The organism is Aeromicrobium sp. Sec7.5 (assembly GCF_036867135.1).
In the GTDB taxonomy this organism is placed as follows: Bacteria; Actinomycetota; Actinomycetes; order Propionibacteriales; family Nocardioidaceae; genus Aeromicrobium.
Genome location: NZ_JBAJIJ010000002.1, coordinates 116,864 through 127,943, shown reverse-complemented (window position 1 = coordinate 127,943; position 11,080 = coordinate 116,864). Strand labels below are relative to the sequence as shown.

The following is an 11,080-nucleotide window of genomic DNA, read 5'->3' as shown; positions in this document are numbered from 1 at the left end:
CCAGGAGGACCCGTGCAGACCTCGTCGTCATCCCCCGTGTCGGCCCTGCCCGTCGCGGTGGCCGACCCGGCCCTCGAGGCGCGGATCGTCGCGGGTGTCTCCGAGATCGAGCGGCAGCTGGCCGACGCCGCGCACAGCGACGAGCCCTTCGTGGCCGAGGCGGCCACGCACCTGCTTCGTGCCGGCGGCAAGCGCTTCCGTCCGCTGCTCGTCACGCTCGCCGCCGAGTTCGGCGACCCGGCCGCCCCGGGAGTGGTTCCCTCGGCCGTCGTGGTCGAGCTGACCCACCTGGCCACGCTGTACCACGACGACGTGATGGACGAGGCCGACAAGCGGCGCGGGGCCCTGAGCGCCAACGCCCGCTGGGACAACACCCTCGCGATCCTCGTCGGCGACTTCCTGTTCGCCCGGGCCTCCGAGATCGTCGCCTCGCTCGGGCCCGAGGCCGTTCGCATCCAGGCCCGCACGTTCTCCCGGCTGGTGCACGGCCAGATCCGCGAGACGATCGGTCCCGGCGACGGCGACCCGCTCCAGCACTACCTCGCCGTGGTCGCCGACAAGACCGGGTCGCTCATCGCCACCGCGGCGCGGTTCGGCGCCATGATGGGGGCTGCTCCGGTCGAGGTCGAGCGGGCGCTCACGGAGTTCGGCGAGCGCATCGGCGCGGCCTTCCAGCTGCGCGACGACATCATCGACATCGCGAGCGAGACGGGGGAGTCGGGCAAGACTCCCGGCACCGACCTGCGTGAGGGTGTGCCGACGCTGCCGGTCCTGCTGGCCCTGGCCTCGGACGACCCCGCCGACGCGCGGCTCAAGGAGCTGCTGTCGAAGCCGCTGGTCGACGACGCCGAGCACGCCGAGGCGCTCGAGGCGCTGCGTCGTCACCCGGCCATGGACGAGGCCCGCGCCCACGTGCAGGCCGAGGCCGACGCGGCCCGTGCGCTGCTGCACACGCTGCCGGACATCCCGGCCCGCGCGACGCTCGAGCAGCTCTGCGACGCCGTCGCGACCCGCCTCGGCTGACGCAGCCCCGCTGATCGAGGCACGAGGAGCGCCAGCGACGAGCCTCGACACCACGGCTGGTCGCGCCTCGGCAGAATCTGCGCGACGAGCGGCCACGGACCGAGCGCGGTCGCCGGGGCGGTGAGTCAGCAACCGTTCCCGGGGGCCAGAGGTTGCTCGGTCACCGCTGCTCGAAGCCGGCGGTCGGAAGGCAACCTCATCCGACGTCCAGAAGGTTGCTGACTCACCGCTCGTCCCGGGGGAAGGGTCGTGGACTCAACGGCTGTCTGCCGGACGGCGCGTCACACCGGCAGCGGCTCCACGGGGAGCGGCTTCCGGCGGCTGCGGAGGGCGTCGGTCGTGAACAGCGCCAGGGCGAGCCACACCAGACCGAAGCCGGCCCAGCGAGCGGGCGTCATGGTCTCGTCGAAGACCAGCAGCCCGAAGATGAACTGCAGCGCCGGGCCCAGGTACTGCAGCAGCCCGATCGTCGTCAGGTTCAGTCGGGTGGCCGCAGCGCCGAAGAGCAACAGCGGAATGGCGGTCACGACGCCGGTGCCGGCCAGCAGCAGGGCGTTGCCGGTGCCCTCGTGGCCGAAGGCCAGGGTGCCGTTGAACGCCAGCCAGGTGAGGAAGGCCAGCGCGAACGGCGTCAGCAGGAGGGTCTCCATGCCGAGCCCCTCGATCGTTCCGAGGTCGACCTTCTTCTTGAGGAACCCGTACGCCGCGAACGAGAACGCGACCGACAGGGCCACGAGGGGCAGGCGGCCGTAGTCGAGCGTCAGCACCACGACGGCCACCGTGCCGATCGCGACCGCGGTCCACTGCAGCCGGCGGAGCCGTTCACCCAGCACGACGACGCCGAGCATGACCGTGACCAAGGGGTTGATGAAGTACCCGAGCGACGTCTCGATGACGCGGTCGTTCGTGACGCCGTAGATGAACGTGCCCCAGTTGATTGCGATCACGATCGAGGCGGCGAAGAGCAGCGCCACGATCCGGGGCCGGCGTGCGATCGCCAGGAACGAGCCCCATCGCCCGGTGACGGTGAGCAACAGGGCCACGAACGCCAGGGACCACACGACGCGGTGGGCCAGGGCCTCGAGCGGCCCGGCGGGGTCGAGCAGCGGCCAGTACAGCGGGAAGAAGCCCCAGCACAGGTAGGCGGCAGCACCGAATGCGACGCCCCCGGCGCCCCGGTCAACGCGTCCCTCCGGCGTCCGCCCCGTCGCCGTCGTCGTCTGGTCCACGGGAGCAGTCAACACCCGGAGCGGCGCATTGCTTCCTCGACCAGGTGCTCGGTGTGCGTGCGTGTCGTCGGCGCAGCGAGCGACGACGTCACCCGCGCGATCGTCCGCACCGGTGAGACGTTCGGGCGGGTTACCCTGCGGCCATGGAAGCGGCGAGGTTCGAGGCTTACGACTCCTCCCATCTCGTCGTCCTGACGATCTTCGCGATCGGGTGTGTGCTGGCGGTGCTCGCCGGGCGTGCGCTGCGGGGCACCGACACTGCGCGCGTGGTCTCTCGCTGCGGCGCGGTCGCGGTCGCCGGCGTGACGATCCCGCTGCAGCTCCTGCAGTTCACGCCCGGCGAGTGGAACCTGAACACCTCGCTCCCGCTGCAGCTGTGCGATCTGGCATGGATGGTTGCGGTGCACGCCCTGTGGACCGGGAACCGCACGACGGCCGCGATCACCTGGCTCTGGGGACTCACGCTGACGATGCAGGGCATGCTGACGCCCGACCTGTCGTCGCCGTTCCCCGAGCCGCGCTTCCTGATGTTCTGGGCGATGCACGTCCTGATCATCTGGGCGGGGTTCCTGCTGGTCCCGGGTCTCGGCACCGGGCCGACCTGGCGCACCTACCGCCGGGCCGTCGCGGCGACGCTCGTGTGGCTGGTGTCGGTGTTCGCCTTCAACGTGGTGGTCGGCACGAACTACGGCTACGTCAACCGCAAGCCACAGCGTGCGTCGGCGCTCGATCTGTTGCCCGTGTGGCCCTGGTACCTCGCGGTGGAGGTCGTCCTGCTCGCCGCGGTGTGGGCGCTGCTGGTCCTGCCGTGGGCCCGCCGCGCGGTGCCGAGCGAGGCGCCCGATCCCGCGATGCGCTGAGGGTCAGCCGCGACGCAGCAGCGGACCGCGGTGGACCTTCTTGTTGCTCGCCTGGGCCAGCGGACGCACCACGAGCAGGTCGACGTTGACGTGGGCGGGACGTCCGACGACCCACCCGATCGTCTGGGCGATGTCCTCGGCCGTCAGTGGGTCCTCGACGCCTTCGTAGACGGCGTCGGCCCGTTCCTGCGAGCCCAGGCGCACCAGGGAGAACTCCTCGGTCTGCACCATGCCGGGCGCGATCTCGGTGACCCGGATCGGACGCCCGTTGAGCTCCAGGCGGAGCGTCTCGGTGGCGGCAGCGACGGCGTGCTTGGCCGCGACGTACCCGCCACCGCCCTCGTAGACCCAGTGACCGGCGGTCGACCCGATGTTGACGACCGTGCCCGCCCCGCTGGCGTCGAGCGCCGACACGAGGGCCTGGGTGACCTGCACCATGCCGATCACGTTGATCTCGTACATCCGGCGCCACTGGTCGACGTCGGCCTCGGCGACCGGGTCGACGCCGAGGGCGCCGCCGGCGTTGTTCACGAGGACGTCGAGCGTGTCGCCGACGGTCTCGGCGAGCCGTGCGACGGCGCCGGCGTCGGTGACGTCGCAGGCGACGGCGGTGCCACCGATCTCGGCGGCCAGCGCCTCGAGGCGGTCGACGCGGCGCGCGGCGCAGAACACGTGGAAGCCGGCAGCGGCGAGCTCACGCGCGGTGGCGGCTCCGATCCCACTGCTGGCTCCGGTGACGACGGCGGTGCGGGTGCGGGTCATGGACCCATCGTCCCGCGCCGCCGTCGTCGGTGCCCGCTGGGGTCAGCGTGCAGCGCCCTCGAGCGAGCCGGTGACCTCGGGGTTGGCGGGGTCCACGATCAGGCAGGAGACCAGACGGTCGTCGAGCTGGTCCCATGACGCCTCGGTCGGCGCGAGGTACGTGAACTCGAGCGTCGACGTGTCGTAGGCGGCGCCCACGAAGGTCTCGAACTCGGCGAGGCACTCGGCATCGGCCTGCTCCTCGACGGCCGGGGTGCCCGGGAACTCGTCGCCCTCGAGCTCGACCTCGTGGTAGGCCTCGGCCTGGTGCGGGTCGGCGCACGGGACGGCCGAGAGCGTCTCGACCTCGCTCGACGTCGCGGAGTCGTCCGGGAAGTTGTAGCAGTCGCCGACCTGGATCTCGAAGACGCTGGCGTCGTCGTTGCGCTCGGTGACCTCGCCGGACTCGTCGCGCTCCGTCTCGGTCGTGGTGTCGGAGCAGGCGGACAGGATGAGGCCCGCGACGGCGATGGCGGTCAGGGTCAGTAGGCGGCGAGTTGTCGTCATGGCGGAAGCGTAGGCGAGGCGAAGCTCGGGTGAGCCGCAAGTCGCCGATTTCGGCGTGTGGGAGATGATGGCGAGGTGAGCGTTCGACGGGTGGCCATGCTGTCGGCCCACACCTCGCCCCTGGCGCAGCCCGGCGACGGTGACGCCGGCGGCATGAACGTCTACGTCATGGAGCTCTCGCGACGACTCGCCGCCCGTGGGGTCGAGGTCGAGATGTTCACCCGCGCGACGTCCCGGCACCAGGAGCCGTTCGCCCAGGTCGCCCCCGGCATCACCGTGCGCCACGTCGCCGCGGGGCCCTTCGAAGGACTTCGCAAGGAGGACCTGCCGGCCCAGCAGTGCGCGTTCGTGCGCGACGTCCTCCGGGTCGAGGCGGAGCACGGCCCCGACTACTTCGATCTCGTGCACTCCCACTACTGGCTGTCGGGCCAGGTCGGCACGGTGCTCCGCGACCGCTGGGGGCTGCCGCTGGTGCACTCGATGCACACCATGGCCAAGGTCAAGAACGCGCTCCTCGCCTCCGGTGACGCCCCCGAACCCCTCGGACGCGTCCGAGGCGAGGAGGACATCGTGCGTCTCGCCGACCGTCTCGTCGCGAACACCGATGACGAGCGTGCTCAGCTCATCGGCCTGTACGACGCCGATCCGGCCCGGGTCGACGTGGTGCACCCCGGGGTCGACCTCGACCGTTTCCGGGCCGGCCGCCGGGCCGAGGCGCGCCGACGACTCGGCATCGATCCCGGCGTCGCGCTGGTGCTCTTCGCGGGCCGCATCCAGCCGCTCAAGGCGCCCGACCTCGTCGTGCGGGCGGCCGCACGGCTCGTCGCCGACGATCCCTCTCTGCGATCGCGCCTCCAGGTCGCGGTCGTCGGCGGTGCCTCGGGGTCCGGGCTCGAGCGCCCCACGTCACTGGCCGACCTCACCGACCGTCTCGGGCTGAGTGACGTCGTGACGTTCGTGCCCACGGTCCCGCAGGCCGAGCTCGCCGACTGGTACGCCGCCGCCACCGTGGTGTGCGTGCCGTCGCACAACGAGTCGTTCGGTCTGGTCGCGATCGAGGCCCAGGCGTGCGGCACTCCGGTCGTGGCCGCTCGCGTCGGTGGACTCCCCACCGCGGTGGCCGACGGCGTCAGCGGTGTGCTGGTCGACCGGCAGGACCCGGCCGCCTACGCGGCTGCCCTGCGCCCCTTCCTGCTCGACGAGGGTCTCCGCGACGCGATGGGGGCCAAGGCCGTCGTGCACGCCGAGGGCTTCAGCTGGGACATGACCGCCGAGCGCACCCTCACGTCCTACGCCGCTGCGAGCCAAGGAGCCGTTCGTGTCCCCAGCTGATCCCACCCCGCGCGAGGTCATCCTCCACGCACTCGCCGACGCCGACATCGACCACGTCGAGCACACGCCCGGTGTCTTCGACGTCGATCTGCCGGGGGAGCGCAAGCTCAAGACGTCGGTTCGGCTCGAGGTCGGCCGCCACTCGCTCGGCATCCATGCCTTCGTGGCCCGGCGACCCGACGAGAACCACGAGGGCGTCTACCGCTGGTTGCTCGAGCGCAACCTCAAGCTGTTCGGCGTGGCCTTCGCCGTCGACGCCGCCGGCGACATCTACCTCGACGGCAGGGTGCCGCTGCACGCCGTCACCTCCGACGAGGTCGATCGCCTCCTCGGCGCGGTGCTGACCTACGCCGACGAGTCGTTCAACGTCATCCTCGAGCTGGGCTTCGCCACCTCGATCCGCAAGGAGTGGGCGTGGCGCGAGTCGCGCGGCGAGTCCACGCGCAACCTCGAGGCCTTCACCCACCTGCGCCCCGAGAGCAGCAACTGACGCACGCCTCGGAGCCGGAGCGCTGACGGCCGACCTCAGCCGTACACGGCGCCGTGGCTGAGCGCAGCGTGGACGAACTCGCGGGCGTACCCCTGCTCGCGCATGTCCTTGAAGCCGTTCTGCGTGAAGCGATTGACGTGCTCGCGGCTCACCGTGCAGCGCACCTGGCCCATCGGCCCGTTCAGCTCGACGTCGCCCTTGGCCACCAGGGCGCCGAGCTGACGGACGCGCAGGAGCGTGCAGGGGGTGCTCCAGTCGGGGCCGGTTGCACCGTCCCGGGTGAATGAGAGGACTCCGGAAACGACGTCCATCCGCCCGAACGTGGCGTTGACGGTGCCGCCCATCGCACCGAACAGGCCACCACCGGCGATCATCGCGTTCCACGTGCCGTCGACCGCGCCCGGACGCGGCGGCGGGGCAGGGGCTCCCTCGGTGCTGGGCAGGGGGCCGGGGGGCGGCCGCGGACCGAGTTCTGGACGCGCGCGCCGACTCGTCGAGAGCGTGAAGACGGTGGCGAGCACGCCGACGACCGTCGCCGTCGCCACGACGACGCTGACGATGACCCAGATCACGGTGCCTCCCCGTCCACGCCCCCATCATCACCGGTCATCCAGCGACGCGCGACCGACACGGTTCCGTAACGCGGGTCGATCATTCTGGGCCGATGTGGCGCGACGGCGCCGCCTTCACCCCCGACGAAGGACCTCATCCATGAGCGCGAACCCGGTACGTCTGCAGGCCATCACCGACGTCGAGGCGTACGTGCCACCGGCCCCCGACTTCAGCCCCGACGAGGGCCCCGGTGAGATCTTCGGCAGCAACGTGTTCAGCAAGACCGTGATGCAGAAGCGTCTGCCGAAGTCGATCTTCAAGTCCCTCATGGCGACGATCGAGAAGTCGGAGAAGCTCGACCCGCTGGTCGCCGACGCGGTCGCCTCGGCGATGAAGGACTGGGCCCTGGAGAAGGGCGCCACCCACTACGCCCACGTGTTCTATCCGCTGACCGGGTTCACGGCCGAGAAGCACGACGGCTTCTTCGACCCCGTCGGTGACGGCACCGCGCTCGCCGAGTTCGCCGGCAAGACGCTGGTGCAGGGCGAGCCCGACGCCTCGAGCTTCCCCAACGGCGGCCTGCGCAACACGTTCGAGGCGCGCGGCTACACGGGCTGGGACGCCACGAGCCCGGCGTACATCCTCGAGAACCCCTATGGCAACACGCTCTGCATCCCGACGGTGTTCATCTCGATGACCGGCGAGGCGCTCGACCACAAGACGCCGCTCCTGCGGGCGCAGCAGGCGATGGCGGTCCATGCCGAGCGCGTGCTCCGGCTGTTCGGCCACGACCCGGCCGCCGTCGTCTCGTACTGCGGCCCCGAGCAGGAGTACTTCCTGGTCGACCGCCACTTCTTCGTCGCCCGCCCCGACCTGCTCAACTCGGGGCGCACGTTGTTCGGCGCCAAGCCCCCCAAGGGTCAGGAGTTCGACGACCACTACTTCGGCGCCATCCCGGCCCGCGTGCTCGCCTTCATGGCCGACACCGAGCGTGAGCTCTTCAAGCTGGGCATCCCGGCCAAGACGCGCCACAACGAGGTCGCCCCGGGCCAGTTCGAGGTCGCCCCGATGTTCGAGGCCGCCAACGTGGGCGCCGACCACCAGCAGCTGCTCATGACGACGTTCAAGACGATCGCTCGCAAGCACGGCATGGAGTGCCTGTTCCACGAGAAGCCGTTCGAGGGCGTCAACGGCTCGGGCAAGCACGTCAACTTCTCGCTCGGCAACGCGACGGAGGGCAACCTGCTGCTGCCGGGCGACACCCCGCACGACAACGCGCAGTTCCTGGTCTTCTGCGCCGCCGTCATCCGGGCCGTCCACCAGTACGGCGGACTGCTGCGCGCGTCGGTCGCCTCGGCGTCGAACGACCACCGTCTCGGCGCCAACGAGGCACCTCCGGCGATCATCTCGATCTTCCTCGGCGACCAGCTGGCCGGCGTCTTCGAGCAGCTGGCCAAGGGTCCGGCGACCTCGTCGAAGGGCCGCGGCACCCTGCAGATCGGGGTCGACACCCTGCCGGAGCTGCCGACCGACCCGGGTGACCGCAACCGCACCAGCCCGTTCGCGTTCACGGGCAACCGCTTCGAGTTCCGGGCCCCCGGCTCGCTGCAGTCGGTCGCCGGCCCGATGACGACGATCAACGCGATCATGGCCGAGGCGCTCGACCACATCGCCACGAAGCTCGAGACCGCCGTCGAGCTCGGCGCGGAGTTCAACACTGCGGTGCAGGAGCTGCTGACCGAGCTCATCACCGATCACGGTTCGGCCGTGTTCAACGGCAACGGCTACTCCGACGAGTGGCAGGTCGAGGCGGCCGAGCGGGGTCTGCCCAACCTGCGCACGACGCTGGACGCGCTTCCCGAGCTGATCTCGGAGCCGGCGGTGCAGCTGTTCGAGCGCTACGGGATCTTCAGCGAGAGCGAGTCGCACAGCCGTTACGAGATCGGGCTGGAGCACTACACGCAGAGCATCATGGTCGAGGCGCTCTCGACGCTCGAGATCGGTCAGACCTCGGTGCTGCCGGCGGGGGTCCGGTACCAGACCGAGCTCGCGACCAACGTAGCCGCACTGACGGCGGTCGGCGTCGAGGCCGACATGGATCTGCTCGAGGAGGTCTCGGCCATGATCACCGATCTCCGGGTCGGTATCGGTGCCCTGCGCGCGGCGATCCACTCGGGCCATGCCGACGACGCCCTGGGGGAGGCCACCCACGCCCAGACCGCCCTGTTGCCGGCGATGGCGGCCGTGCGTGCGGCGGCCGACGGCCTCGAGGCCGCGGTCGCCGACGACCTCTGGCCGCTGCCGACCTACCAGGAGATGCTCTACATCCTCTGACCGGTGCGGGCCGGTGGCTGCTCGCTGCCGGCCCGTCACGTCGCGCCGGTAGCGTGGGCGGCATGAAGGCCACGCTGTTCGTCGACGTCACCGATCCGTGGTCCTTCATCGGCGCCACCCGTTTCACGCGCGCTGCGGCGACGTACACGATCCTCACGGGGGAGCCGGTCCGCACCACGCTGCGGGCCCACCTGCTCGACCCCGAGGTCGTGTCGGCGGGGCGGCCGCTCATGGCGGCGCTCGCCGATCGCCTCGGCGGGGCCGACAAGGCCGAGCTCATGAACATCCGGGTCACCGGCGCGGCCCGCATCACCGGGATCGACCTGAACTTCGAGGAGGCCGTCGAGGCCAACTCCTTCGATGCCTGGCGCCTGCTCACGTGGGCCGACGAGGCCGGGCCCGGCGTGCAGTACGACCTGGCGCAGCAGCTCTGGCGCGCCCACCTGCTCGAGGGTGCCGACATCGCCGACCATCTCGTGCTGGCCACCCGGGCCGCCCTCGTGGGGCTCGACCTCGAGACCGCCGAGGCGCTGCTGGCGAGCACCGAGTACACCGACGCCGTGCACGCCCAGCACGCCGCCTCGCTCGAGATCGGCGCGCTCGACGTCGGCTTCGACCAGCTGCCGGCCATCGTCGTCGACGACGAGTGGTCGATGTCGGGCGTGCACTCCCAGCACGACTACGTGCAGTCGCTCGAGCGGGTCCGCAACGAGCGCGGAGAACCCTGGCCCGAGAGCCGCTAGGCCCGCGGCGCCGCTAGGCTCGGGGCCATGACTTACACGCTCGTCCTGCTGCGCCACGGGCACAGCGAGTGGAACGCCAAGAACCTGTTCACCGGGTGGGTCGACGTCGACCTCAACGAGCAGGGCGTCGAGGAGGCGGGCCGCGGCGCCACGCTGCTGGCCGACGCCGGCATCGCGCCCGACGTGTCGCACACGTCGCTGCTGCGTCGCGCCATCCGCACCTCGCAGATCGTGCTCGACGGCATCGACCGCCACTGGATCCCGGTCAAGCGCTCCTGGCGCCTGAACGAGCGCCACTACGGCGCGCTCCAGGGCAAGGACAAGAAGGCCACGCTGGCGGAGTTCGGCGAGGACCAGTTCATGACCTGGCGCCGGTCGTACACGACGCCGCCGCCACCGCTGGCCGACGACTCGGAGTTCAGTCAGGCCGAGGACCCGCGTTACGCCGCTCTGCCCGACGAGCTGCTGCCGCGCACCGAGTGCCTGGCCGACGTGCTCGACCGGATGCTGCCCTACTGGTACGACGAGATCGTGCCCGACCTGCTCGACGGTCGCACCGTGCTCGTCACGGCCCACGGCAACTCGTTGCGTGCCCTCGTCAAGCACCTCGACGGGCTGGGTGAGGATGAGGTCGTGGGTCTCAACATCCCCACCGGCATCCCGCTCGTGTACGAGCTCGACGCCGACCTGCGCCCCATCATCGCCGGCGGCACCTACCTCGATCCCTCCGCGGCCGAGGCGGCCATCGCCGCCGTCGCCAACCAGGGCCGCTGATTTCCGCTCGCGAGAGACTTTGTTGGTGGCCAGGAGAGACTTTGTTGGTGGTCACGAGCGACTTTGTGCGGAATCAGCGCCAGAATTGATGCGTGGCCAGTGATCCGGAGGTCGTGGTGCGCCTGCGGGAGTGGTTCGTCGAACGGGGCGTGACCGACGAGCGACGGATGTCCGGCGGGATCGCATTCCTCGACGAGGGACGCCTGACGGCGTGCGCGAGCTCCCGGGGCGGGCTCATGGTGCGGTGTGACCCGGCCCTGACCCATGAGCTCGCTGCCGCCCCGGGAGTCGCCGCGTCCGAGATGCGCGGCCGACACGTGAAGGGCTGGCTCGACGTCGAGCGGTCGGCCGTGGCCGAAGACGCCGACCTCGACCGCTGGCTGTCAGCAGCCCTCACCTACGCCAGAACCCTGCCCCCGAAGTAGCCAGCCACCA

Annotated in this window: 12 protein-coding genes; 8 read left to right on the top strand and 4 right to left on the bottom strand. The window is 70.9% G+C overall.

Annotated features, from left to right (window positions below; all coding sequences use genetic code 11):
• Positions 1-12 precede the first annotated feature (12 nt).
• Positions 13-1,023: a polyprenyl synthetase family protein gene (locus V6S66_RS13910; protein WP_442885927.1), complete on the top strand. Its 1,011-nt coding sequence runs from the start codon at positions 13-15 to the stop codon at positions 1,021-1,023.
• Between the two features lie 281 nt (positions 1,024-1,304).
• Here the strand turns inward: V6S66_RS13910 and rarD are convergent, their stop codons facing one another.
• Positions 1,305-2,252, bottom strand: coding sequence for an EamA family transporter RarD (rarD, locus tag V6S66_RS13905; RefSeq protein ID WP_334207393.1), 948 nt, complete (start codon positions 2,250-2,252; stop codon positions 1,305-1,307).
• Positions 2,253-2,395: 143 nt separating this feature from the next.
• Between rarD and V6S66_RS13900 the strand changes: the two genes are divergently transcribed.
• Positions 2,396-3,112 carry a YwaF family protein gene (locus V6S66_RS13900; RefSeq protein ID WP_334207392.1) on the top strand — a complete coding sequence of 239 codons (717 nt, stop codon included), beginning with the start codon at positions 2,396-2,398 and terminating at the stop codon, positions 3,110-3,112.
• 3 nt (positions 3,113-3,115) lie between these two features.
• Here the strand turns inward: V6S66_RS13900 and V6S66_RS13895 are convergent, their stop codons facing one another.
• Both V6S66_RS13895 and V6S66_RS13890 read right to left on the bottom strand, forming a co-directional pair.
• The gene (locus tag V6S66_RS13895) at positions 3,116-3,874 is read right to left on the bottom strand and encodes an SDR family NAD(P)-dependent oxidoreductase (RefSeq protein WP_334207391.1); all 759 of its coding nucleotides are present in this window, start codon (positions 3,872-3,874) and stop codon (positions 3,116-3,118) included.
• 42 nt (positions 3,875-3,916) lie between these two features.
• Positions 3,917-4,420 carry a septum formation family protein gene (locus tag V6S66_RS13890; protein WP_334207390.1) on the bottom strand — a complete coding sequence of 168 codons (504 nt, stop codon included), beginning with the start codon at positions 4,418-4,420 and terminating at the stop codon, positions 3,917-3,919.
• 75 nt (positions 4,421-4,495) lie between these two features.
• Here V6S66_RS13890 and mshA point away from each other — a divergent pair, with 75 nt between their 5' ends.
• Both mshA and V6S66_RS13880 read left to right on the top strand, forming a co-directional pair.
• Positions 4,496-5,752 carry a D-inositol-3-phosphate glycosyltransferase gene (gene mshA / locus V6S66_RS13885; protein WP_334207389.1) on the top strand — a complete coding sequence of 419 codons (1,257 nt, stop codon included), beginning with the start codon at positions 4,496-4,498 and terminating at the stop codon, positions 5,750-5,752.
• Complete coding sequence (locus tag V6S66_RS13880) at positions 5,739-6,242, top strand: YbjN domain-containing protein (RefSeq protein WP_334207388.1); 504 nt, start codon at positions 5,739-5,741, stop codon at positions 6,240-6,242. Before mshA ends, V6S66_RS13880 begins: the two co-directional genes overlap by 14 nt.
• A 35-nt stretch (positions 6,243-6,277) precedes the next feature.
• On the opposite strand, the gene V6S66_RS13875 is transcribed toward V6S66_RS13880, so the two are convergent.
• Positions 6,278-6,814, bottom strand: coding sequence for a hypothetical protein (locus V6S66_RS13875; RefSeq protein ID WP_334207387.1), 537 nt, complete (start codon positions 6,812-6,814; stop codon positions 6,278-6,280).
• Positions 6,815-6,953: 139 nt separating this feature from the next.
• On the opposite strand from V6S66_RS13875, the gene V6S66_RS13870 reads away from it, so the two are divergent.
• From V6S66_RS13870 to V6S66_RS13855, 4 genes are all read left to right on the top strand, one after another.
• The gene (locus tag V6S66_RS13870; protein ID WP_334207386.1) at positions 6,954-9,128 is read left to right on the top strand and encodes a glutamine synthetase III family protein; all 2,175 of its coding nucleotides are present in this window, start codon (positions 6,954-6,956) and stop codon (positions 9,126-9,128) included.
• Positions 9,129-9,190: 62 nt separating this feature from the next.
• Entirely contained in the window at positions 9,191-9,871 is a 681-nt protein-coding gene (locus V6S66_RS13865; protein WP_334207385.1) for a DsbA family oxidoreductase, read from the top strand.
• A 27-nt stretch (positions 9,872-9,898) separates the two neighbouring features.
• Entirely contained in the window at positions 9,899-10,645 is a 747-nt protein-coding gene (locus V6S66_RS13860) for a phosphoglyceromutase (RefSeq protein WP_334207384.1), read from the top strand.
• A 92-nt stretch (positions 10,646-10,737) separates the two neighbouring features.
• Positions 10,738-11,070, top strand: a complete 333-nt coding sequence (locus tag V6S66_RS13855) for a TfoX/Sxy family protein (RefSeq protein WP_334207383.1) — start codon at positions 10,738-10,740, stop codon at positions 11,068-11,070.
• Positions 11,071-11,080 lie beyond the last annotated feature (10 nt).

Excerpts from the sequence above, each read along its gene's own strand:
- V6S66_RS13860 (WP_334207384.1), top strand. The coding sequence starts at position 9,899 with ATGACTTACACGCTCGTCCTGCTGCGCCACGGGCACAGCGAGTGGAAC.
- V6S66_RS13890 (WP_334207390.1), bottom strand. The coding sequence starts at position 4,420 with ATGACGACAACTCGCCGCCTACTGACCCTGACCGCCATCGCCGTCGCG.
- V6S66_RS13900 (WP_334207392.1), top strand. The coding sequence starts at position 2,396 with ATGGAAGCGGCGAGGTTCGAGGCTTACGACTCCTCCCATCTCGTCGTC.
- V6S66_RS13865 (WP_334207385.1), top strand. The coding sequence starts at position 9,191 with ATGAAGGCCACGCTGTTCGTCGACGTCACCGATCCGTGGTCCTTCATC.
- V6S66_RS13870 (WP_334207386.1), top strand. The coding sequence starts at position 6,954 with ATGAGCGCGAACCCGGTACGTCTGCAGGCCATCACCGACGTCGAGGCG.
- V6S66_RS13895 (WP_334207391.1), bottom strand. The coding sequence starts at position 3,874 with ATGACCCGCACCCGCACCGCCGTCGTCACCGGAGCCAGCAGTGGGATC.